The organism is Kitasatospora sp. NPDC001309, assembly GCF_042896295.1.
Classification (GTDB): Bacteria; Actinomycetota; Actinomycetes; order Streptomycetales; family Streptomycetaceae; genus Kitasatospora.
In genome coordinates, this window is record NZ_JBIAXC010000021.1 from 101,956 (window position 1) to 124,375 (window position 22,420).

At 71.6% G+C, this 22,420-nt stretch carries 23 protein-coding genes and 1 pseudogene; 17 read left to right on the plus strand and 7 right to left on the minus strand.

Translation table 11 applies throughout. The annotated features are described in order from the left end of the window. Positions 1-46: 46 nt before the first annotated feature. Positions 47-1,141 carry a DUF5937 family protein gene (locus ACFY2K_RS21695; RefSeq protein WP_375891674.1) on the minus strand — a complete coding sequence of 365 codons (1,095 nt, stop codon included), beginning with the start codon at positions 1,139-1,141 and terminating at the stop codon, positions 47-49. A 100-nt stretch (positions 1,142-1,241) separates the two neighbouring features. Between ACFY2K_RS21695 and ACFY2K_RS21700 the strand changes: the two genes are divergently transcribed. Both ACFY2K_RS21700 and ACFY2K_RS21705 read left to right on the plus strand, forming a co-directional pair. After that, positions 1,242-2,525, plus strand: a complete 1,284-nt coding sequence (locus ACFY2K_RS21700) for an MFS transporter (RefSeq protein WP_387713262.1) — start codon at positions 1,242-1,244, stop codon at positions 2,523-2,525. Between the two features lie 19 nt (positions 2,526-2,544). After that, positions 2,545-3,126 (plus strand): hypothetical protein, encoded by a 582-nt coding sequence (locus ACFY2K_RS21705; protein WP_380522696.1) that lies wholly within the window; start codon positions 2,545-2,547, stop codon positions 3,124-3,126. A gap of 157 nt (positions 3,127-3,283) precedes the next feature. Here the strand turns inward: ACFY2K_RS21705 and ACFY2K_RS21710 are convergent, their stop codons facing one another. Continuing rightward, on the minus strand, positions 3,284-6,379 hold the full coding sequence (locus ACFY2K_RS21710; RefSeq protein WP_387713265.1) for a SpaA isopeptide-forming pilin-related protein: 3,096 nt from the start codon (positions 6,377-6,379) through the stop codon (positions 3,284-3,286). 279 nt (positions 6,380-6,658) lie between these two features. Between ACFY2K_RS21710 and ACFY2K_RS21715 the strand changes: the two genes are divergently transcribed. The 3 genes from ACFY2K_RS21715 (at position 6,659) to ACFY2K_RS21725 (ending at position 9,266) form a co-directional block, all read left to right on the plus strand. Further along, positions 6,659-7,462 carry an MBL fold metallo-hydrolase gene (locus tag ACFY2K_RS21715; RefSeq protein WP_387713268.1) on the plus strand — a complete coding sequence of 268 codons (804 nt, stop codon included), beginning with the start codon at positions 6,659-6,661 and terminating at the stop codon, positions 7,460-7,462. Positions 7,463-7,469: 7 nt separating this feature from the next. Beyond that, positions 7,470-7,901 carry a nuclear transport factor 2 family protein gene (locus tag ACFY2K_RS21720; protein ID WP_380522699.1) on the plus strand — a complete coding sequence of 144 codons (432 nt, stop codon included), beginning with the start codon at positions 7,470-7,472 and terminating at the stop codon, positions 7,899-7,901. 132 nt (positions 7,902-8,033) lie between these two features. Next, the gene (locus ACFY2K_RS21725; protein ID WP_387713271.1) at positions 8,034-9,266 is read left to right on the plus strand and encodes an NAD(P)/FAD-dependent oxidoreductase; all 1,233 of its coding nucleotides are present in this window, start codon (positions 8,034-8,036) and stop codon (positions 9,264-9,266) included. On the opposite strand, the gene ACFY2K_RS21730 is transcribed toward ACFY2K_RS21725, so the two are convergent. Further along, a complete protein-coding gene (locus tag ACFY2K_RS21730) occupies positions 9,263-10,447 on the minus strand; it encodes an SPFH domain-containing protein (protein ID WP_380642251.1) in 1,185 nt (394 codons plus the stop codon). The genes ACFY2K_RS21725 and ACFY2K_RS21730 overlap by 4 nt on opposite strands. A gap of 66 nt (positions 10,448-10,513) precedes the next feature. After that, positions 10,514-10,750, minus strand: a complete 237-nt coding sequence (locus tag ACFY2K_RS21735) for a hypothetical protein (RefSeq protein WP_380522702.1) — start codon at positions 10,748-10,750, stop codon at positions 10,514-10,516. A 284-nt stretch (positions 10,751-11,034) separates the two neighbouring features. On the opposite strand from ACFY2K_RS21735, the gene ACFY2K_RS21740 reads away from it, so the two are divergent. Next, the gene (locus tag ACFY2K_RS21740; RefSeq protein WP_380397197.1) at positions 11,035-11,451 is read left to right on the plus strand and encodes a DUF3592 domain-containing protein; all 417 of its coding nucleotides are present in this window, start codon (positions 11,035-11,037) and stop codon (positions 11,449-11,451) included. 6 nt (positions 11,452-11,457) lie between these two features. Here ACFY2K_RS21740 and ACFY2K_RS21745 read toward each other — a convergent pair whose 3' ends face one another. Beyond that, the gene (locus ACFY2K_RS21745) at positions 11,458-11,661 is read right to left on the minus strand and encodes a hypothetical protein (RefSeq protein ID WP_375891691.1); all 204 of its coding nucleotides are present in this window, start codon (positions 11,659-11,661) and stop codon (positions 11,458-11,460) included. A 148-nt stretch (positions 11,662-11,809) separates the two neighbouring features. Here ACFY2K_RS21745 and ACFY2K_RS21750 point away from each other — a divergent pair, with 148 nt between their 5' ends. The 9 genes and pseudogenes from ACFY2K_RS21750 to tgmC all read left to right on the plus strand — a co-directional run bounded on the left by ACFY2K_RS21750 (position 11,810) and on the right by tgmC (position 17,093). Then, positions 11,810-12,655, plus strand: a complete 846-nt coding sequence (locus tag ACFY2K_RS21750; protein WP_380522703.1) for a helix-turn-helix transcriptional regulator — start codon at positions 11,810-11,812, stop codon at positions 12,653-12,655. Further along, the gene (locus ACFY2K_RS21755; RefSeq protein ID WP_380522704.1) at positions 12,637-12,837 is read left to right on the plus strand and encodes a DUF397 domain-containing protein; all 201 of its coding nucleotides are present in this window, start codon (positions 12,637-12,639) and stop codon (positions 12,835-12,837) included. The genes ACFY2K_RS21750 and ACFY2K_RS21755 overlap by 19 nt, the downstream gene beginning before the upstream one ends. A 201-nt stretch (positions 12,838-13,038) precedes the next feature. After that, positions 13,039-13,311, plus strand: a complete 273-nt coding sequence (locus tag ACFY2K_RS21760; RefSeq protein ID WP_380642255.1) for a hypothetical protein — start codon at positions 13,039-13,041, stop codon at positions 13,309-13,311. Position 13,312: 1 nt separating this feature from the next. Next, entirely contained in the window at positions 13,313-13,825 is a 513-nt protein-coding gene (locus tag ACFY2K_RS21765; RefSeq protein WP_387713278.1) for a DUF6879 family protein, read from the plus strand. 9 nt (positions 13,826-13,834) lie between these two features. Further along, positions 13,835-14,683, plus strand: a complete 849-nt coding sequence (locus ACFY2K_RS21770; protein ID WP_380397186.1) for a helix-turn-helix domain-containing protein — start codon at positions 13,835-13,837, stop codon at positions 14,681-14,683. Positions 14,684-14,779: 96 nt separating this feature from the next. Beyond that, positions 14,780-15,208: a hypothetical protein gene (locus ACFY2K_RS21775; RefSeq protein WP_380642259.1), complete on the plus strand. Its 429-nt coding sequence runs from the start codon at positions 14,780-14,782 to the stop codon at positions 15,206-15,208. Then, positions 15,205-15,396 (plus strand): hypothetical protein, encoded by a 192-nt coding sequence (locus ACFY2K_RS21780; RefSeq protein ID WP_380642261.1) that lies wholly within the window; start codon positions 15,205-15,207, stop codon positions 15,394-15,396. Before ACFY2K_RS21775 ends, ACFY2K_RS21780 begins: the two co-directional genes overlap by 4 nt. Positions 15,397-15,453: 57 nt before the next feature. Continuing rightward, positions 15,454-15,921: pseudogene (locus ACFY2K_RS21785) on the plus strand (ATP-grasp ribosomal peptide maturase); the annotation flags it as partial. Further along, on the plus strand, positions 15,918-17,093 hold the full coding sequence (gene tgmC / locus ACFY2K_RS21790; protein WP_387713282.1) for an ATP-grasp peptide maturase system methyltransferase: 1,176 nt from the start codon (positions 15,918-15,920) through the stop codon (positions 17,091-17,093). The pseudogene ACFY2K_RS21785 and the gene tgmC, both read left to right, overlap by 4 nt. 41 nt (positions 17,094-17,134) lie before the next feature. Here tgmC and ACFY2K_RS21795 read toward each other — a convergent pair whose 3' ends face one another. Together ACFY2K_RS21795 and ACFY2K_RS21800 are read right to left on the minus strand one after the other, a co-directional pair. Beyond that, a complete protein-coding gene (locus ACFY2K_RS21795) occupies positions 17,135-17,809 on the minus strand; it encodes a GPP34 family phosphoprotein (protein WP_387713285.1) in 675 nt (224 codons plus the stop codon). Positions 17,810-17,863: 54 nt separating this feature from the next. Next, complete coding sequence (locus ACFY2K_RS21800; RefSeq protein ID WP_387713288.1) at positions 17,864-18,406, minus strand: hypothetical protein; 543 nt, start codon at positions 18,404-18,406, stop codon at positions 17,864-17,866. 336 nt (positions 18,407-18,742) lie between these two features. Between ACFY2K_RS21800 and ACFY2K_RS21805 the strand changes: the two genes are divergently transcribed. Together ACFY2K_RS21805 and ACFY2K_RS21810 are read left to right on the plus strand one after the other, a co-directional pair. Further along, positions 18,743-20,452 (plus strand): alkaline phosphatase family protein, encoded by a 1,710-nt coding sequence (locus tag ACFY2K_RS21805; protein ID WP_387713290.1) that lies wholly within the window; start codon positions 18,743-18,745, stop codon positions 20,450-20,452. Between the two features lie 313 nt (positions 20,453-20,765). Beyond that, on the plus strand, positions 20,766-22,322 hold the full coding sequence (locus ACFY2K_RS21810) for an RICIN domain-containing protein (protein ID WP_387713293.1): 1,557 nt from the start codon (positions 20,766-20,768) through the stop codon (positions 22,320-22,322). The last annotated feature ends 98 nt before the right edge of the window (positions 22,323-22,420 follow it).

The following is a 22,420-nucleotide window of genomic DNA, read 5'->3' on the forward strand; positions in this document are numbered from 1 at the left end:
GGCCGCCCGCTGTTCCCGCCGTTCCCCTCGTCCACGTACGGCCCGCTCACCGCAGCACCGCCTCCAGGAAGTCCGCGCCGAGCCGGGCGCTGCCGGACAGGTCCAGCTGGTAGAGCATGTACCGCCCACGCCGCTCGGTGACCAGCAGCCCGGCCTTGCGCAGCACCGCCAGGTGGCGGGACACCTCGGGGGCGCTCAACTGCCAGGCCGCGGCGAGTTCGCCGGTGGTGTGCGGGCCGCGGGCGATGGTGCGGGCCAGCCGCAGCCGGATCGGGTGGGCGAGCGCCTCCAGCCGCTGCTGGACCAGCGCGAGCGAGACCGGCTCGGGCAGCCCGGCCTCGGCCACCGGGTACTGCAGGACCGGCCGCCAGCCCGGGGCGTGCACCGCCAGCAGGTGGGGGCGGCCGAAGGCGGTGGGGATGAAGGTGACCCCGTTGCCGTCGGTGCCGCTGGTGCCGGAGTCCTGGAGCTTGTCGATGACGATCCGCCGCCGCCCGCCGCTCTCGTCCAGGCCGACGGACGGCGACAGCGCGCCGATGGCCTCGGCCAGGCCGCGGCGGGCGAGCAGGTCGGCCTTGTGCCGGGAGTCCGCGGCCAGCCCGGGCAGGACCCGCTGCCAGGCGTCGGCGAAGAACGCCGACTCGCAGTCCTCCAGCATCCGGCGCACCAGCGCCCGGACGGCGGGCGGGTCGGCGAGCAGCCGGTCCGCGAAGGCCGCCTGCCGGGGGCCGCGGGCGAGGGCCAGCTCGCGGGCGCGCTCGTTGGCGGCGGGGTCGCTGAGCGGGGAGGCCGTCCGCCGGTTGAGCCGGGAGGAGCCGCAGGTGGTGATCAGGGCCGCGGTCACGTACAGCTCGTCGTCGACCCGGTCGACGGCGTCGAGCTCCTCGGCGAGGGTGGCGGCGGGCTGACCGGGCACCAGGAAGTCGGCCCGCGAGGACCGCCAGAGGAAGTCCGCCTCCAGCAGCCGCTCGGACAGCTCCGGCGGGATCGCCGTGGTGGTGGAGGCCGCCCAGCCCTGCAACGCCGGATGGTGCGCGGGCTCGGCGAGCACGTGCAGCATGGCGTTCAGCTCGGCGAGCGGCGAGGGCGCGAAGAGCAGGCGCTCCTCGGGCAGGCCGGTGATGTCGATGGTCACACTCACGATCAAATCCTGTCATCCCGCGGCGCCCCCTCCCACGCCGATTGACGCTAACCGTCAATCCACGCGACACGCGGCGCCACCTGGGCGGACCGTACCGGCCATGAGCCCGATCCAGGAGAAGTCCGGCCACGACACCGCCTCCGTCCCCACCAGCGAACCGCCCGCCCCGCCGACCGGCACCGGCCGGGGCGGCCCGTCCGCGCTGCTGGGCCTGCTGACCGCCGCCGGCGGCCCCCGGTACGCGGCGGCCGTCGCCGTCGACGCGGTGGGCGGCGGCATGCTGCGCCCGTTCCTGCTGCTGTACGGCGTCGGGATGCTCCACCTGCCCGCCGGGGCGGTCGGCCTGGCCCTGTCGGCCGGGATGGTCGCCGGACTGGTGATGGTGCCGCTGACCGGCCGTTGGATCGACACCGGCGCCCGCACCCTGCCCGCCGCCGTCACCCTGCTGCTGCGGGCGGCGGGCGCGCTGGTCCTGCTCGCCGCGGACGGGCTGCCGCTGTTCACCGCGGCGGCGGTGCTGTTCGGCATCGGCAGCCAGTCCTGGCCGACCACCCACACCGCCGTGGTGAGCACCCTGACCAAGGGCCGGCTGCGGGACGCGGCGCTGGCCGCCGGGCGCTCGCTGCGCAACGCGGGCATGGGCGCGGGCGCCCTGCTGGCGACGGTCGCGGTGGCCGGCGGGACGGACACCATCCGGGTGCTGGCCGGGCTGACCGGCACGGCCAGCCTGCTGGCCGCCGCCCTGGTGGCCTCGCTGCGGGTCCGGGCGCCGCAGACGGTGGCGGAGCGGGCCGGGGAGGCCGGGGACGGCGGTGAACCGCTGCGCCGGATCACCCTGTTGAGCCTGGCCAACCTGCCGTACGCGTTCTGCTTCGACGTGCTGGAGGTGGCGCTGCCCGCGCTGCTGGTGCTCCAGCTGCACGCCTCCGCGGCCTGGTCCTCGGGCGTGTTCGTGGGCAACACCGTGCTGGTGATCGCGCTGCAGCTGGCGCTGGTGCTGCGGTTGGCGAAGCGCTCCCGGCAGTCGGTGCTGGCGGCCGCGGGGGCGACGCTGAGCCTGTCGTACCTGGGTTTCTGGGCGGCCGGTTCGCTGGGCGGGGTCCCGGGCACGGTGGGCATCGTGCTGGTGTCCGTGCTGTACACGCTCGGCGAGATCCTCTACACCGGCTCCGGTACGGCCCTGGTGGCGGCCATCGCGCCGCCGCACCTGCTGGGGCGGGCGCTGGCCCGCTGGGAGCTGTCGATGGGGGTCGGCCGGGCGGCGGCTCCGGCGGTGCTGACGGCGCTGCTGGCCGCGGGGCCGGGTCTGCTGTGGGGCGGGCTGGCGGTGACCACGGCGGTCGGAGCACTGGCGCTGCTGCGGCTGTCCCGTACGGAGGAGTAGCGCCCCGACCGTCGGTGGGATGATCATCCGCATGGTCCTGACCCCCTTCCAGCAGCAGCTCCGCGACCGGATCCTGGCTGCCGAGGTGATCCCCCCGCCGGCGCCGTGGCGGCAGGTCGGCCGGGGGATCGTCCCGGTCGGCGGGCTGCTCGGCATCGGCTTCGCCGTCCACCCCGACACCGGGCACGACCTGGTGCTGACCGTCTCCAGCAGCGGGCACGGCCTGTTCGACGCGGTGACGGGCGAGAAGCTGGAGCGCGAGTACGACCCGGAGGAGGACCCGGACGGCCCGGACCTCTCCTGCCCCGGCCTCGGCCCGGTCGCCAGCCTGCGGATCCCGGTGGCCGGCCTGTGGGGCGGCGGCCTGCACAGCGGGACGGACGACGGCTGGTCCGTCGACGTCCCGGCGCCCGAGTGGCCGCACCACCGCGTGCTGCTGGTCGGCGGCACGGCGCCCGAGCGGGGCGGGCAGCACGGGGAGACCTGGTGGCACGTCTTCCACTCCTCCTGGTCGACCTTCCGCACTGCCGGCTTCTCCCCCACCGGCCGCACCCTGGCCGTGGCCACCAGCAGCGACCTCACCCTCTGGACCAGGCACTGACGGCCGGACACTGACCGCCGGACACTGACCGCCGGCACTGACGCCCGGGCCCCGACCGTCCGGGAGCCGACGTCCGGGCACGCCGGTGGCCGGAGGCGCCGTCCTCGGCTCCTCCGGCCACGTCGTCAGGTCAGGCGCTCACGCGCGGGGCGGTCCGTCAGGCGCGCCCCCCGTGGACCTCGGGCACCGGGATGCGGTCGGCGTTCGTCCCCCACGGGTGGTCCGGCGGGTCGCACGGCTCGGGCGGGCACGGCTCCGGCGGGCAGGGCTCCGGCGGACACTTGCTGTCCGCGACCGTGATCTCCACGCACGGGCAGTCCTTGGTCAGTTCGACCGTGGACACCGCGTCCTGCGGCAGCTCGTACCCGGGGGGAGCGACGACCTCCTGCCAGTAGTACGTCCCCAGCGGGAGGTTGTCCGCCGAGCACACGCCGTTGACGTCGGTCGCGCACAGCGGGCCGACCGCCGTGTCCGGGTTGGCCCCGGTGGTCTGCAGGCCGGGCACGCCGTTGGTCTCCCGCCACAGCTGGAAGACGGCTCCGGCCAACGGCTTGCCCGTGTCGGCGTCCACCTTGGTGACGGTGGTCTTCCCGGTCTGCGCGGCCGTCTTCCGGTCCTTGACGGTGACCGGGACGTTCTGCCCGTTGGTGTCCAGCACCACCGTCGTCACCGGCTGCTGCGGCAGGTCGTACCCGGCCGGGGCGGCCGTCTCCTGCCAGTAGTACGTCCCCAGCGGCAGACCCGTCACCGAGCACACGCCGGTGTCGGACGTGACGCAGGGCGAACCGACGGCCGTGTCCGGGTTGGCCCCGGTGGTCTGCAGGCCCGGTACACCGTTGGTCTCCCGCCACAGCTGGAAGACGGCTCCGGCCAACGGCTTGCCCGTGTCGGCGTCCACCTTCGTCACCGAGGTCGAACCGGTCGGCGTGACCGTCTTGGCGTCCTTGACCGTGACCGGGACGTTCTGCCCGTTGGTGTCCAGCACCACCGTGGTCACCGGCTGCTGCGGCAGGTCGTACCCGGCCGGGGCGGCCGTCTCCTGCCAGTAGTACGTGCCCAGCGGCAGGCCGTCGGCCGAGCAGACGCCCGAGGCCGGGGTGGTGCAGGGCGAACCGACCGCCGTGTCCGGGTTCGCGCCGGTCGTCTGCAGGCCGGGCACACCGTTGGTCTCCCGCCACAACTGGAACACCGCACCCGCCAACGGCTGCGAGGTCGCCGAATCGACCTTCGTCACCGAGGTCGAACCGGTCGGGGCGACGGTCTTGGTGTCCTGGACGGTCACCGGGACGGTCTGCCCGTTGGCGTCCAGCACCACGGTGGTCACGCTCAGGTCGGGCAGCTCGTAGCCGTTGGGCGCGGAGACCTCCTGCCAGTAGTACGTGCCCAGGGGCAGGCCGTGCGCCGCGCAGACGCCGTCCGCCCCGGTGGTGCAGGGCGAGCCGACCGCCGTGTCCGGGTTCGCACCCGAAGTCTGCAGCCCGGCGACGCCGTTGGTCTCCCGCCACAGCTGGAAGACCGCACCGGCCAGCGGCTGCCCGGTGGCGGAGTCGACCTTGGTGACGGTCGTGGAGGCGGTCGGGGCCGCCGTCCTGGTGTCGGCCACCGTCACGCCGACGTTCTGCCCGTTGGTGTCGAGCACGACCTCGGTCACGTTCTGCTGCGGCAGGTCGTACCCGGCCGGGGCCGCCGTCTCCTGCCAGTAGTACGTGCCCAGCGGCAGGCCGGTCGCCGAGCAGACGCCCGAGGCCGGGGTCGTACAGGGCGAGCCGACCGCCGTGTCCGGGTTCGCACCCGAAGTCTGCAGGCCGGGCACGCCGTTGGTCTCCCGCCACAACTGGAACACCGCACCGGCCAACGGCTGGGAGTTCGCCGAATCGACCTTGGTCACACTGGTCGACGCGGTCTCGACGACCGGGCTCTTGGTGTCGGCGACGGTCACCGGGACGGTCTGCCCGTTGGTGTCCAGCACCACCGTCGTCACCGGCTGCTGCGGCAGGTCGTAGCCGGGCGGGGCCGCCGTCTCCTGCCAGTAGTAGGTGCCCAGCGGCAGGTCACTGACGGAGCAGAGGCCGTCCGGACCGGTGGTGCACGGGGCACCGACCTTGGTGTCCGGGGTGGTGCCCGTGGTCTGCAGGCCGGCGACGCCGTTGGTCTCCCGCCACAGCTGGAAGGTGGCACCCGCCAGCGGCTGCGAGGTCACCGAGTCGACCTTGGTCACGCTGGTCGACGCGGTCGAGATCGGCGGGCTGCCGCAGTCGGGCAGGTCGCCGTTGAAGGGGTAGGCGTGGAACTCGGTGCCGGTCATGCCGGAACCGGAGTTGTGCAGCAGCGAACCGGTGGTGAAGAAGCGCCCGTTCAGGCCGGGCAGGTTCATCGTGCTGGTGCTGGCCGGGTTGCCGACCAGCACGCTGCCCTGGAACTGCCCGGAGCCCGTGAGGGTGACGGTGCTCGCGGTCGGGAAGTTCCACAGCAGACGCGGGCGCAGCCGGTTCCACGGGTCGTTGTCGTCGAAGCTGCCGCTGAAGGTGTTGATGGTGCGGGCGCCGCCGGTGAGGTTGACCAGCACCGTGGCGTTCGTGGGGATGTTGGCGAAGGCGACGCCCTGGGCGCCGCCGCCGTTGCCGACCAGGTCGAAGTCGACGTTGAAGACCTGGAGCGCGGAGCTGCCGTCGCCGGTGAACAGGGTTTGGTAGCCCTGGTTGACGGCCGTCCCGGTGGCCGGGCGGGGCGTGCCGACCCCGGCGTAGCACTCGCTCGCGGACTGCAGCTGGCCGCGCAGCGGCGTGTAGGCGGTGACGGCCTGGGCGTCCTGGACCGTCGTCCCGGTGATGGTGCCGGTGGCGGTGCCCGCGTAGCGGACCACGCCGCCGTCGGCCAGGAGCCGCTGGCCGGGGGCGACGGTGACGTTGCCGCCGGCGGTGAGGAAGTCCGCGCCGTCGGGCGGGGGCACCCGGGAGCCGACGCCGACGATGCCGATGTTGTACCCGGAGCTGGCTCCCGCGGCCTTGTTCTGGGAGAAGCTGCCGAGGGTCACCACGTGGCCCTCGGCCTCGGCGGCCGAGCCGCCGACGTTGAAGTCGCCGCCGACGAAGATGTTGATCCCGGCGTCGCGGCCCGCGAAGGGGCCGTTGTTGACCGGGGGGAACGTGGCCGGGCAGTCCGCGCCCAGGCAGGGCCCGAGCCCGCCGGGCAGGCCGGCCGCCGAGGCCTGGGTGGGTGCGACGAGCGAGATGGCGAAGGGTACGAGCGTCAAGGCCAGGGCGGAACTCATCGCCTTGCCTAGTCGGCGTCTCCAGCCGGTGGTCGGGGCCGCCGGTCTCTGACTGGGCTTCACCTCGGTCCTCTCATGACGTGAACACGATGGGGCCCTGGCAGTCTCCTGGGGCGCGGCCGGGGCGACCGGCGACGCGCACGGGATGTCCTCCGAGCACCGCCCACAGAGCACCCGATCAGCTTTCCCGGCATGCGCGGGCCGGTTCCGGCAGGGATGCTGGCGACGAGGCGTGCCCGGCCCGAGGAGGGACCCAGAAGCATGAGTGCACTCGACTTCGAGATCATCGACGCCCCCGACAGCTCGCTCAACAAGACCGCCGTCCTGGTCACCGGACCGAACGACGCGCTGCTGGTGGACGCGGGGTTCACCCGCTCCGACGGGCGCCGGCTGGTCGAGCGGGTGCGCGCCAGCGGCAAGCGGCTGACCACCGTCTTCGTCAGCCACGGCGACCCGGACTTCTACTTCGGCGCCCAGGAGCTCCAGGACGCCTTCCCCGGGGCACGCTTCCTGGCCACCGCCTCGACCGTCCAGCACATCCAGGACACCTACGAGCCCAAGCTGCGCGCCTGGTCGCACCTGGGCCCCGAGCTGCCGACCCGGCTGGTCCGGCCGGAGGTGCTGACCGGGGACGAGATCGTCTTCGAGGGCCACCGGTTCGAACTGCGCGGCGCCGACTTCCACCTGCCCGACCGGCACTACCTGTGGCAGCACCACCACCGCGCGGTGCTCGGCGGGGTGCTGCTCTTCGAGGGCCTGCACGTGTGGACGGCCGACACCCCGACCGCGGCCCAACGGGCCGCCTGGATCGACCTGTTGGACGGCATGGAGGCCCTCCACCCGACCTGGCTGGCGGCCGGCCACCGGGTCGCCGACGCGCCCACCGACCTCAACGCCCTCGACCACACCCGCGCCTACCTGCGGGCCTTCGAGACCGAGTTGGGCCGGGCCGCGGACGCCGCCGCCGCGAAGGAGGCGCTGGAACGGCGCTTCCCGGACCTCGGGCTGCGGATCGCCGTCGACATCGGCACCAAGGTCGCCATGGGCGAGATGGCGTGGGGTTGAGCGCGCGATGATCGAGATCCCCAGGGACGTCGCCGGCTTCGCCGAGTCCGCCGCCCCCGCCGACGTGGTGCGCCGCCAGTACCTGGCCTCCGCCCGGGGCGACCTGGCCGCCCTGCGCAGCACCCTCGCCGACGACGTCGAGTGGACCGAGATGGCCGGCTTCCCGCTGGCCGGCACCTACCGCACCCCGAAGGGCGTCACCGCCAATGTGATGGAGCGGCTGGCCGCCGAGTGGGACAACTGGACGGCGCACGACGACCTGTACGTGGTGGACGGCGAGAACGTGGTGGTCCTGGCCCGCTACACGGCCGTCCACAAGGCCACCGGACGACCGCTCGCGGTACGGGTCGCCCACCACTTCGTCGTACGCGGCGGGCGGATCGTCCGCTTCGAGCAGTTCACCGACACCGCGCTGGTCAGGGACGCGACGACGCCGTGAGGCCCGTCGTCGAACTCCCCCCGTTCACCCGTACGGGCGAGCGCGGCGCGGCGCGCCCGGCGCGGTCTCGACACACCACCCGTTCGGCGGCAGGCTGACCCCGGATCGTCCACGGAGAGCAAGGAGTCGGGCATGGCGGGCAGCGAACGGCCGATCGTGATCGTCGGGGCCTCCCTGGGCGGCGCCAAGGCGGCCGAGGCCCTGCGCGGGGCCGGGTACCGGGGCGGCATCGTGCTGATCGGCGAGGAGCACGAGCGCCCGTACGAGCGCCCACCGCTCTCCAAGGGCTACCTGCTCGGCAAGGAGGCCCGGGAGAAGCTCCACGTCCACCCGCCGCAGTGGTACGCCGAGCACGACGTCACGCTGCGGCTCGGCACCCCGGTCGTCGCGATCGACCCGGCCGCCCGCACCGTGACCCTCGCCGACGACGGCGAGATCGGCTACCACAAGCTGCTGCTGACCACCGGCTCGGCGCCGCGCCGGCTGCCGGTGCCCGGCGCGGACCAGGACGGCGTGCTCCACCTGCGCCGGGTCGAGGACAGCGACCGGATCAAGGCCGTGCTGCGGCCGGGCGCCCGGATCACGGTGGTCGGCGCCGGCTGGATCGGCCTGGAGGTGGCGGCCGCGGCCCGCGCGGCGGGTGCCGAGGTCACCGTCCTGGAGTCGCTGGAGCTGCCGCTGCTGCGGGTGCTCGGCCGCGAGGTCGCCCAGGTCTTCGCCGACCTGCACCGCGACCACGGCGTGGACCTGCGCTTCGGCGTGCAGGTCGCCGAACTCACCGGCGCCGACGGCACGGTGAGCGGCGTGAAGCTCGCCGACGGCACCGAGCTGGCGGCCGACGCGGTGGTGGTCGGCATCGGCATCTCCCCCGCCACCGCACTGGCCGAGGCCGCCGGCCTGGAGGTGGACAACGGCGTCAAGACCGACCAGCACCTGCGCACCTCCGACCCGGACGTCTACGCGGCCGGCGACGTCGCCAACGCCTACCACCCGCTGTTCGACCGGCACCTGCGGGTCGAACACTGGGCCAACGCCCTCAACCAGCCGCAGACCGCCGCCCGGGCCCTGCTGGGGCAGCCGGACGCCGTCTACGACCGGGTCCCGTACTTCTTCTCGGACCAGTACGACCTGGGCCTGGAGTACGTCGGCTACGCCGAGCCCGGCGGCTACGACCGGGTGGTCTTCCGGGGCGACGTCGCCGGGCGGGAGTTCATCGCCTTCTGGCTCTCCGGGGGCCGGGTGCTCGCCGGGATGAACGTCAACGTCTGGGACGTGGTGGACCCGGTCCGCGAACTGATCGTCTCCAGGCGCGAAGTGGACGCCGACCGCCTGGCAGACCCGACCGTCCCCCTCACCGACGTCTAGGCCGCGGGGCGACGGGGTACGGGCTTGCCGTCGCCGGCCACGGCCGTCGAGTGTTGCAGGGAGTGCAGGATCGCGAGGCCCTGGCTGACGATGCCGGCCGCCATCTGGTTGACGCCGTCGCTGCCGTTGAGGACGGTGAGTTCGGCTCCGGACATGCCCCGGGCGGCCGCGTCCGCGAGGGCCGGAAGGTTCTCCACGATCCGGTTGGCGGCGATGAGTTCCTGGTTGCCGCCGCGCAGGGAGTCCGCCCGGGCCGTGTTGGCGTCCGCCTGGGCCTGGGCAAGCGCCCGCTCACTGTAGGCGTTGCCGTCCGCCTCGAACTTCACCCGGTCACGGGCGGCTTCGGCCAGCGTCCGCTGCCGGTACGCCTCCGCGTCCGCCGGGCGCCGCACCTCCGCCTCCAACTGCTGCGCCGCCAGCCCGGCCCGACGCTGGGCGAGGGCGGTCTGCTCCTCGATGACGTCCTGGGAGGCCCGGGCCTCGGCGAGCGGGCCCGCCTGGGCGGCGCGGGCCCTGGACTGCTCCGTCTCGGCGAGGAAGCCGGCCCGCTTGATCGCGGTGTCGCGCTCGTACTCGGCCTTGAGGGCGGCCGCCTGCTGCTCCCGTTCGGTGGCCTCCTGGTCGGCCTTGGCCTGGGCGATCCGGGCCTGGCTGGCGACCGCCGCCACGTGCGGCGCGGCCAGGTTGTCGATGTAGCCGGTCGAGTCCTCGATCTCCTGGATCTGCAGCGCGTCGACCACGATGCCCAGCTTCTCCATCTCGCCGTGGCTGCCCGCCATCACCTCCTGGGCGACCCTGCTGCGCTCCCGGATGATCTGCTCCACGGTCAGCCCGCCGATGATCGACCGCAGGTGGCCGGCGAAGATCCGGCCGACGAGCTCCTCCATCTGGTCCTGTTCGGAGAGGAAGCGGCGGGCGGCGTTGGCGATCGACACGGCGTCGTCGCCGACCTTGAACACGCAGACCGCACGCACGGTGAGCCGGATCCCCTGCTGGGTGACGCAGTCCTCGGCGATCTCCGCCTCCCGGAGGGCCAGGGAGAGCATCCGGACCTTCTGCTTGACCGGCAGGACCAGGCTGCCGTGGCCGGTGACGATGCGGAACTGGGTGTCCTGCGCCTGGTGCTTGGAACCGGAGATGAGCATCGCCTCGTTGGGCGCGGGAACGTACCAGAAGAACATGATCGACCACCTGACCTGTTGGGCCACCTGACCTGCGGGATTGCGACGCGCGCCTCAAGGGCCGTCCTAGGACGGCAGGAGCTCGACGATCACCGAGCGGGCCGAGAGCGCGTCCACCACGACCACCCGGACGTCCCGGCCGACCGGCTCCGAGCACCAGGCCGCGAACACCTCCGAACCGCCCCTCAGGGCCACCAGCACTTCGCCCGGACCGTCCAGCGGAATGGGCACCGTCACCTTGCCGACGGCCCCGACCGGGCTCTGCCGGGCGTCATCGGCCGGGAACGTACGCGCATGCGCCACCGGCGCCTCCGGTCATCAGGTCCGCCGCACCCGGGCCGTGCACAGCCGCCCGGCGGCCGAGCACCCTGAGAAGCCCGGGCCGCCGACCGTGTCACGCACCGGGAACACCTGCGGCATCCGCCGACGGCAGTGATGCCTCGACGCCTTCCACGGTACTCCGGCCGCAGGCCCGCAGTGGACTGAACCATTCCTGGGGGTCAGGACCGCCCGCCCTCGGCGATACTGGGAGTTCGGGGAGTCTCGGGGCTGGCATTCGGGCTGGTATTTGGGCTGGGAGGCGTGCGGTGGGCGGGACGGCCGGGTTCGCCGTGGTGGTGTTCGGGGCGCTGGGCGGCGTGGTCGCCTACCTCGCCGGAGTGGTCGGGCTGCGCGAACTGCGTCGGCTGCGCCGGGTCGGGGTGCCGGTCCCGGCCCTGGTACGGTCCCGCGTCGCGACGCCGGAGGACCGGGCGCTGCCGCCGCGGCCGCTGCTCCAGTTCGAGACCGCGGACGGCCGGGTGGTCGAGGTGTTCTCCCCCGTCCCGTCCACCGCCCGCCACCCCCTGCCCGACGGCGGCTACATTCCGGTGCGCTACGACCCAGCAGACCCCCGGCAGGTCCTGGTGGACGGGCGGGAGCGGGTACGGCTGGAGTACGGCTTTGTCGCGCTGGGCCTGCTGATGGTGCTGGCCTCGATCACCCTCGGTGCCGCTGTGCTCTGAGCTCGGTCACCGCGCCCACGACCGGATGACAGCTCCCCGTCTGGCCTGCCGCGCCCGCTCCGCCCGGAGCGCGCGTCGCCTCGCGCGCAGCCGACGCGAAACCGGCCGCTGGCTGATGTGGACGAACCACCAGTCGCCCGGCTGGTAGCGGAGAAAGATCCACACCCGGTAGATCCGCCCACCGAGGCGGGATTCGATGAAGTCGTCCATGTCAGCCTGCTTTCGCCCAGGTTGGCCACACCCCGGGACCGTTCACGCGGTCGCCGAGATCTCTCACCTCCATGGTTGCGCAAGGATCGCTATCCTTGACTGTGCGTCATGTTCCGTATGTTGTTTGGGAACAACGGGAGTACGTCAGATGGCAGCTCGAACACGAGAACTCGATCCGCTGAGTTCGGCACGCCACTTGTACGGGCAGGAGCTGAAACGCCATCGGGCGAACGCGGGGATGTCCCTGGACCGGCTCTCCGAGATCGTCAACTACAGCAAGACGCATCTTCACGGCGTCGAAAATGCGGAGCGCCTCCCGCTCCCTCCTCTGTCCAGCAAACTCGATGCCGCATTCGGTACGGGCGAACTGTTCGAAGGCCTCTGGGAGATCATTCGACGGGAACAGTTTCCCGACCGGTACCGCCGATACATGGACCTCGAAGCACAGGCCAGCCTGATCCAGGTCTATTGCGCGCAGATCGTCCTGGGACTCGTGCAAACCGAGGACTACGCCCGCGCCGTACTGCGCGCAGGCAGACCGTGGGACACGAATGAACGCGTCGAGGAGCAACTGGCCGCCCGACTGGAACGCCAGAAGATCCTTGGCCGGCCCACTCCACCCCACCTCTGGCTGATCCTCGACGAAGCCGTCCTGCGACGCCCCGTGGGTGGTCCGGCTGTCATGACGGAACAGCTGCGCCGTCTCCTGACAGCCGCACAACAGCCCAACGTCGTGGTTCAAGTGCTGCCATTCACGTCCGGGGCGCATCCGGCAATGGGTGGATCGCTGACGATACTCACGCTTCCCGGCGGAGCCGAGAGTGCCTACATGGAAGGCAGTCACACGGGACAACTTGAGGAGGACGCGGAGGCCGTCAGAGGGTTCCGCCTGTCCTACGATCTGCTCAAGGCTTCGGCCTTGCCGCCGGACGAGTCAGCGGTTGTGATCCAGACAGTGATGGAGGACTTCGCACGATGCGCGACCCCGACCTGAGCGCCGCCACCTGGCGCAAGAGCACCCACAGCAACGGCGATGGAGGACAGTGCATCGAGGTCGCCGACGGCTTCCACGGCGTCCCCGTCCGTGACTCGAAGGATCCGAACGGGCCCTCGCTTCGCTTCTCCGCCGACGCCTGGGCGGCGTTCGTTTCCGGGATCAAGGCGGGCGACTTCTGACGCAGTTCAGCCGGGCCGCCCCACCGCGCGGCGGGGCGGCCCGGAGTCACTGTCCGCTGACCTCGCCGGGCTCCCCGTCCAGCGAGAGCAGCATCAGCGACGGGCTCACCGGGTCGGCCGAAACGGCTGACAGCCACCACATGCACACGACACGATGATCGCCCGTAGCCACGCACGATTGCCGAGTTCACAGGGAGCTTCGTGGAACCCCTACAGTTCATCGGGATCATCTCCAACACGCCAGAGGTCGACTCGCCGACGATCTGGCGCGACCCGGAGAACGGCGACCTCCTCATCCAGTCGTACAAGGCCAGCGACGAGGACTTGAGGCGCTGCAACGAGGTCGGTTCGATTCCCGGGCACTCGACTGACGTGCCTGAGCACGAGACCGTGATCCGCCTCCCGGAAGAAATGATCAAGTACGTCGTGGACCTCGCCGCACGGCTGGCGACTCAAGAGGACGAGAAGGAATAGCGTGGCCAACCCGATCGCCTCGGCCATGGCCGAGGCCAAGTTCTCCGCCGTGCACCTGGAGATGCGTGACAGCTACACGCCGAACGACCCACAGTTCCGGCGCTATCGGGAGGGTCTTCGCTACGGCCCGGACGACCGCCCGGAGTGGTTCCAGAACTGGACCGCCTTCGCCGGGGAGGTGATCAACCGTGGCGTCGTCATGCGTCGGGCCCGGATCGTCTCCGAGCCGGTCACGGAGTACATCCGCTACGAGCACCACGTGACATTCCTGAACCTGGCCATCGGTGAGCAGGTCCGCTGGCTTCCGCGCCGGTTGGCGGCAGACATCGCTCTGCCCGGAACCGACCTGTGGATGTTCGACGACTCCAAGATCATGTTCACCTTCTTCTCCGGCGACGGAGATGTGGTGGACCGGGAGTGGACGACCAAGCCTGACGTCGTTCGGCTCGTGAAGAATGCCTTCGAGACCGTGTGGCAAAGGGCGACTCCGCACGAAGAGTACGTGCTCAAGTAACCAGAAGAGATGCGTACTTCTCGCTCATCGAGCGTTCAGCAGGCCCGGAAGGCGCTAGCAGATCGGCTACGCGAGATCCGTCAGGATGCACACCTGACCGGGCCTGCGCTCGCTCTCCTCTGCGGGTGGAGCAAGTCAAAGTGCTCCCGCATCGAGAACGCCATCACTGCGCCCTCCGAGAAGGACATCCGGGACTGGTGCCATGCCTGCAACGCTGACGGCCAGGCCGAAGACCTGGCGGCCAGTCTTCGCACCGTCGAAACCATGTTCACCGAGTGGCGGCGGATGGAGCGCAGCGGGCTCAAGCGCGCCCAGGAGATGGTTCTGCCCCTGTACGAGCGAACGACCCGGTTCCGGGCATACACACCCGGCATCCTTCACGGTCTACTCCAGACCCGGGACTACACCCGTTCGGTACTACAAGCCACCCAACGTCGTCGTGTTGCCGTGAACGATGTGGAAGAGGCAGTCCAGGTCCGCATGGAACGGCAGGCGATCCTGAGAGACCACGGGAGGACGTTCGCCTTCATCATCGAAGAGGCGTGCCTGCACCACGGTCTTGGCGGGCCGGAGGTAGCGGCCGGCCAACTCGCCCACCTGAACATCGTCGCGTCCTTGGCGAACGTGAGCCTGGGGATCGTTCCGAGGGGATTGTTGCGCCACTCGATGCAGGTCGAAGCGTTCTCGATCTACGACTCGGCGCAGGTAAACGTCGAGCTTGTCTCCGGGTACCTCCAGATCACGCAGCCTTCGGAAGTGGGCATGTACGTCAGCCGGTTCGGGGAACTGTCCACGGATGCCGTGCATGGCGCTGCCGCTCGCGCCCTGATCTCAGGGGCGCTTGACTCTCTCGGGTGACTGCTGTGCAACTGCGTGCAACTTCGTTGGGCGTCGCTGGCCGCTCCTCGTACGGTCCATCCCACGCCCCCATGCGCGAAGGAGAGGGAACCGACGATGAGTGCCACAGCGAAGCGCGACATCCCGAAGCGTGTTCAGAGGTGTCTCGCCGAGGACGACGACGGCCCGCTCGTGGCCGAGCCGGTGTCGGCGCCGACGACCAGGCCGCCGAAGTTCCACGCCGTGGTCTACCTGGCCAAGCCGGGAATGGCGTTCCCCGAGCGGGAGATGCGCGACTGCGAGAGGTACGCGGACACCTTCGGCTGGGGCATCACGCTCACCATCGTGGACGAGCACGCGAACGACAAGGGCCCCGACGAGCGGCCCTTGCTCAAGGCCGCGTTGCAGAACCTCAAGGACCGGAAGGCCGGCGCGATCCTCGTCCCGAGCCAGGCGACGATCACCCCCATCGGCGGCGAGTACGACGAGTTCGCCCGGGCGGTTGAAAAGGCCGGCGGGTTCATCCAGGTGGCGGCCCGGAAGTGAGCCGGTACACCATCGTCCCCGCCGACTCCCCGGCCGGCACCAGCTTCCCCGTCTGGGCCGTCCACGACCACAGGACCAACCGCCTGGTGCAAGCCCTCCCGCCCCGTCCCGAGCCGCTGCACTTCTACTCGTACGACTCGGCGCGGATCTGGACCCAGAAGAACGACGTCGAGGGGGAAGCCGCCTGATGTTTCCCATCCCGGTGAACATCCCACCATCGCACTGCAAGGAGGCCTCGTGACCATCAGGTGATCTTCAAGACGCTGCGGTGGACTCCGTACGATCGCGACGGCATGCAGCACACCGGATGGGCGGAGCCAGCTTCCGCAGCCGAGCTTGACGAGAGCGTGCGGGTGACGCCGCACCTCTTCCAGGCCCGCATCGACAAGGCCTCCGACATTCGCGTGTTGGTCGTCGGTCGGCGCACGTTCGCCGTCCGGATCGACTGTGACCTCCTGGACTGGCGCAGGGACTACTCCGCCCTCTCGTACACGGTGGTGGACCTGCCCGGCCGCCTGGACAAGGCACTTCACGACCTCCTGAACCAACTCGGTCTCGTCTCCGGGTCGTTCGACCTCGCTGTCGACCGAGCCGGCGACTACTGGTGGCTGGAGCTGAATCCCAACGGCCAATGGGGCTGGCTGGAGCAGAAGACCGGCCTGGAGATGTCCGCCGCATTCGCTGATCTGCTGACACGAGGAGAGACAGCATGACCGGAACCGCGCCCCATCGGCGCGCCCTCGCCGACCGGCTTGAGAAGGCGGGCGTCCTGCGGACTCCGGAGTGGCGCGCCGCCGTCGAGGCGATCCCGCGCGAGGAGTTCCTCACCCCCGGGGTCTTCCTTCCCGGCGACGGCGGCCGGTGGCGACCCGCCACCGCAGCGGGTACCGCGCCGACCGCCTGGGTGGAGATCGCCTACAGCGACGAGTCGTTGACCACCCAGCTCGACGGGCACCTGACCGCCGAACAGGCCAGGGGGCTCGTGACGGGCTCGCCCACGTCCTCGTCCACCATGCCCGCCACTGTGGTCGGCATGATCGAGCACCTGGACGTCACGGCCGGGCACCAGGTGCTGGAGATCGGCACCGGCACGGGATACTCCTCCGCGCTGATGTGCCACCGCCTGGGCGAGGACAACGTCACAACGGTCGAGGTGGATCCGGACGTCGCGGCCCGCGCCGATGCGGCGCTGGAAACGGTCGGCTTCTCGACCTGGACCGTCGTCGGGGACGGGCTCCTCGGGCATCCTCGCCGCGCTCCCTATGACCGCGTGATCGCCACCTGCGCCGTCGACCGCATCCCGTACACCTGGATTCGCCAGACCAGGCCGGGCGGGATCGTCCTGGCGACGGTCGGCTCCTGGGGGTACGGGACCGGCCTGGCCAAGGTCGTGGTCAACGGCGACGGTACCGCCGAGGGTCAAATCATCGACCGTTCCTCGTTCATGCAGGCGCGATCGCAGGCCGCCGTGCCGATCGCCGGTGACCTCTCCGCCCGCACCGCCTTTCCCGAGAGCGAGCGGCCTGTGCGCGTTCCACCGACCGTCCTGAGCGAGTGGATGCCGGCGTTCCTCGCCCAACTCGCCTCGCCCGGCGCTCAGTTCGTCCGGGCCACGGCGGACGATGGCACGCAGCTCCGCTACCTCTTCGACCCGGGGCACGAGTCCTTCGCGGAGTTCGTCCGCGAAGGCGGGGCGTGGACGGTCCGCCAGGGTGGTCCCGTCGCCCTGTGGGACGTCGTCGAGCGGGCTCTTCTCGCCTGGCGGGGCGCCGGTGGTCCGGACATCACCGCCGTACGGATCCACATCACCAGCAGGGCACACCGTTACTGGATCGGCGACGACGGCGCCCTCCGGTGGGAGCACCGCCTCGACCGCCCCGCTTGAGCCTGGGCGCGGGCCCGGCGGGCCCCGCGGGCCCGGTGTTCTCAGGCCGTCGCGGCGGTGGCGGCGGTGGTCGCAGCGATCACGGCGGCCATCATGAGCTGCATGTTCTTGATCGCCTCGCGGACGGAGTCGCCCGCCCAGTCGCCCGCGGCGATCTCGGCGAAGCGCGGCTCGACCTGCTTGCGCGGCAGATCGGGGAAGGCCAGCCGGTGCAGCTTGGCCGAGTGCAGCAGGGCGATCAGGGCGGCGGTGCGCAGCTCCGGTTCGGCGCCGTCCAGGACGACGGCGGTCAGGCGCTCGCGCAGGGCGCGCTCGACGCTGCCGTCGGCCTCCGGGTAGTGCCGGACGGGGAAGATGCCGAGGACGCGGTGCCGCTCCTCGGTGACCAGGCCGCGCTCGCAGAGGCGCAGTTCGGTGTCCCGGAGCACGGTGGAGCGGTCCTTGGTGAGCCAGTCCGCGGCCTTGGCCTTGCCCGGTCGCTTGGTGCCGACCCACTCGTCGAGGCGCTCCAGTCGGCCGTCCAGCAGCGGGTCACCGGTCGGAGTGCGGTCGACCACGGCGAGTCGGCCGTCGGCCACGTCGACCCGCCCGGCCAGCACCAGTTCGGCCAGCAGGCCGCCCGCGGCGGCCCAGGCGGTGTTCATGCCCTCCTTCGGGGCGCCGGTCCGGTCGTCCAGCGAGAGCAGCACCAGTTCCTCGGCGAGGGTGACGTGCATCGGGGGTCCTTCCTCTGTCATCGCCCGTCGGCCCTCAGCGGCGCGGAGCGGCTCTCATGATCGCAGGGCCTCGACCAGGCGCCGGGCCCGGGTGTCCTCCGCCAGCAGCACCCTCAGCAGCGGCTCGGCGCCGCCGTCCGCCGCGCCGCCGGACAGGTAGGCCTCGACCGAGCGCGGGTCGGCGGGGAGCGTCACCTGTCCGGCGTCGAGGGCGGCGTGGGCCCGGGCGTAGTCGAGGCCGAGCCCGGCGAGCAGCTCACCGGCGTTCGCCTCGGGCGCCAACTCCGGCTCCTTCCCGGCCACTTCGTGGAGCGCGAGAAGGGCCAGCAGGACGTGCTCGGTGCCGGGCGTGCGGCGGCCGAGGCGCTCGGCCTGGGCGTCCGCCTCCAGACGGATCCAGGCCGAGCGCCCGGCGGATCCGGGCGGCAGCAGTCGCTTCCAGCGCGGGGCCCGGTGGGCTTGGCGGGCGAGCAGCGCCTCCCGGGTGGGGCGCAGCAGGGCGGCGGAACCGCCCTCCGGCCCGTCGGTGCCGTCCTGCCCGTCGACGCCGGCCCCGCCCTGCGTCTGCCGTTTCGACTCCAGCTCGGTCGTCTCCATCGAACCCCTCCCACGGATGCGGCTTTGCCTGAACGATACGCCTATTTTGCTTGCGCTTTGCCATTTTCGCACGTCAAGACGGCGTCAGGATCGACCCGGCACGGAGCAGTGCACCGCCGCACCGAAGGCGATCTTCCCCGCCCAGGTGAAAGTCACTCCTATGATCGTCATACCCTGCCCGGTGTACCGGCGGACGGAAGGCCCGGGGGCGCCGCGTTGTTGCTACCGGGTGGACCCGGACCTCCGGAAGGGGTGACCCTCCACGCCGACGACTGACCGACCACCGACCGGCGTGGGTCTTTGACGGTCAGTCACCACCATTGCTGGGGTGGGCGCATGGAGCCCATCGAACGCATCCGGCAGGCGATCACCCACGAGCGGGAGGAGTGGCACGCCTGGCTCGCCGGGCTGCGGGCCGGCCGGGCGCCGGCACCCCAGGGCCGGATCCGGCACGTCTTCGTCCTGGTCCTGGAGAACCGCTCGTTCGACCACATGCTGGGGGTGTCGACCGGCACGGTGGCCGACGGCAGCCTCCGCCACGGCGTCGGCACGGACGCGGTGACCGGCGCGCCGACCACCGTCGACGGCCCCGACACCCGCGCGGGCAACCACCACGCGGGCAGGGACTACCCCGTCCGGCTCGGCGCGCCCTTCGCCCTGCCCGTCGACCCGCCGCACGAGTTCTGCGACGTCATGCTCCAGCTCGCCTCGACCGCCATCACCGGCCGCCCCCACGACGACCGGTGCGCCTACGACGGCACCTACCCGCCGATCACCCTGGGCGGGTTCGTCGACAACTACGTCAACGAGGCGACGGTGAAGCAGGACGCCGAGGCCCTCGCCGACCCCGGCGCCGTCATGGCCTGCTTCACCGCCGAGCAGCTCCCCGTCCTCAGCACCCTGGCCCGCGAGTTCGCCGTCTGCGACCGCTGGTGCTCCGCCCTGCCCGGGCCGACCTGGCCCAACCGCTTCTTCCTGCACGCGGCGAGCTCCGCCGGCCTCGACCACAGCCCCGACCCGGTCGACACCGTCCGGTCGAAGCTGAGCGGCTACACCTTCGAACACGGGACGCTCTACGAGGCCCTGGACGGCAAGGGCCTCCCGTGGCGCGTCTACGCCGGCGACGCGCTCCCCCAGGTCAGCGCGCTCGCCGGGATGGACCTGCCGACGACGGTGGAGCACTACCACCACCTCGACGACCTGGCGGAGCACCTCCAGGACCCCGCGTACCCGGCCGCCTACACCTTCATCGAGCCGAACTACGGCCACGTCCTCACCCACGGCGGCGACTTCCGCTGCGGCAACAGCCAGCACCCGCTCGACGACGTGACCGACGGCGAGGCGCTGATCAAGTCCGTCTACGAGGGGCTGCGGCGCTCGCCGCTCTGGGAGTCCAGCCTGCTCGTCATCACCTACGACGAGCACGGCGGCTTCTACGACCACGTGCCGCCGCCCGCGGCCGTCCCGCCGGGCGACCGCACCGACCCGGAACACAGCGCCCACGGCTTCCGCTTCGACCGGCTCGGCGTCCGGGTGCCCACCGTCGTCGTCTCCCCGTGGATCCCGGCCGCCGCGGCCGCCGCCGGGCCCGCCGGCACGGACGCCGGCACGGGCGAGCGGAACTGCAACCTGATCGACCACACCCAGTACGACCACGGCTCACTGCTCGCCACCGTCGAGCGACTGTTCGGACTGGCCCCGCTCACCGACCGCGACGCCCGGGCGAACGACTTCCTCCACCTGCTCTCCGCCGACGCCCCGCGCGAGGCGCCCCGCACCCTGCCCGACCCGGCCGAGTCGGGCGTCTCCTGGAAGGCGGAGGCCACCGGGCCGGCCGATCCCGGCCGGCCCGTCACGGCGACGCTGCGCGGGTTCGTCGAGACGGCCGCGATCCAGGAGGCGCGCCTGCACCCGCAGGAACACGACCGGATCCGCAAGCGGGCCGCCGGGATCGGAACGGTGGCCGACGCCGAGCAGTACCTCTCGGACATCACCGCACAACTCCGTCGGGCCGGGCTGCGCATCGCCCGGCCGCCGCAGGACTGACCCAGGGCCCGTCTTCAAAGATCAGGTCGACTCCACCGCCGCCTGTGCCCCGCCGAGGACGCCTGACGGGCACGCCTGACGGATCGTCGGCCTGCGAACGGCACGAACGGCACGAACGGCGCGGCCAAGCGGGGCCGGGCGCGCGGCGAGAACTTCGCCACCGAAGTGATCCCATCGGCTTGTCGGTTCATCGACCGCGCTTCCAGGCGCTCTTTCGCACTCGGCGTGCAGCGCTGATCCTGGCTCCTGGTCGGTCGTCGGCGAGCCGAATCGCGGTCACGGGCCGGCTGCGCGCTGTCGAGAGGAAGCACCGTTGTCCATCGGGTTCCGACTCCCCCGCGGCTTCGCCGCCCTCTGTACCGCCGTCCTGGCCGCCACCGCCCTCGTCCCGCTGGCGGCCTCCCCGGCCGCGGCGGCCTCCCCCATCTGCCTGAGCGGCACCCTGCAGTACCAGTACCAGTCGGCCGAGGCCGGTACGAACAAGCCCACCCTGACCAAGCCGGTGCGCAACGCCGACGTCCAGCTGTGGGGCGCCGAGCGGGCCACCGACTCCTCGCACCAGCTCACCCCTGACTACCAGTACACCGCCGGCTCCGACGGCAGCTTCAACCTCTGCTACACCCCCGTGACCACCACCTCGATGAGCAGTCTCTCGGTGAAGTTCAGGACCGAGAGCAGCAAGCTCTGGAAGGTCACCGACTCCTCCGGCAACCTCTACACGATGGAGTCGCCGACCCAGCAGAACGTCACGGCCGGCCGCTCGCTGGGCGTGCTGACGGTCGCCCCCCTCACCGCCCCGGCCTGGCACGCCTTCGACGCCGAGAACCTGCTGTGGTGGTCGCGCAACAACCCCCTCAGCACCTGCTGGTCGAGCCGGGAACACGACAGCAACGCCTGCACCGAGCTGAACCTCCAGTGGTACCCCACCTCCACCGACGGCACGTACTACGCTCAGCACACCAACACCGTCCACCTGGCAGCGGCCGACCCCGACTCCGAGCACCTCGTGCTCCACGAGAGCGCACACTTCTTCATGGAGCACCTCTACGAGAACGCCACGTTGCCGCCCCTCCCCAACTGCGCCCCGCACTCCATCCCCCTGGTCAGCTCCGCCGGCTGCGCCCTGGTCGAGGGGTTCGCCGACGCCGCCGCCGCCTACCTGCTGGGCGACTACCGCTTCGTGTGGCCCAACGGCAGCAGCCGGTCGTTCACCTACGGGAGCGGGTGGCAGACCGGCGACCAGGTCCAGGGCAACGTGGACGGCTCGCTGCTGGACCTGTGGAACCACACGGACGGCGGCTGGAACAAGAGCATCGACGTGCTGACCGCGTACAGCCCCGTCGACTTCGCCGCGTACTTCAACAACAGGCTGGGAATCGGCCTGCCCGAAACCGAGACGGTGCTGACCTATCTGGCCGCCCACACCATCAACTACCTCTCCAGTCCGGTGAACGACGGCCGCTACCACGTGCTGACCAACGGCAACGGGATGGCCATGGACCGCGACTGCGCCGTCACCGGCGCCCCGGGCGTCGTCCTGGGCGCGCCCTCCGCCACCCACACCCCGGACACCTGGAAGGTGGAGCTCAACGCGGACCACACCGTCAGGGTCTACGACAGCTGCTCGACCCCGCTCACCCTGACCGCCCCCAGCAGCGCCGGCGGCCCGGCCACCCTGCAGTTCTGGAGCCCGGCCAGCCAGTACCAGAAGTGGCACGTCACCCCGAACAGCAGCGGCACCTACACGTTCACCAACCTCGCCACCGGCTTCGTCCTCGACACCTCCGGCACCGCCGCCGGTACCGCCGTGACCGTCAACCCGGCCGGCAGCGCCAACACCCAGGACTGGGCCGACTGGGCCAACAGCTGATCGCACCTCACCTTGCCTGTCGTCAACGGATACCGGCCGAGCGGGCCGGCCAGCAGTTCGGCCACGGGCGAGGCGACCGGCGCGCGACCGGCGTGATC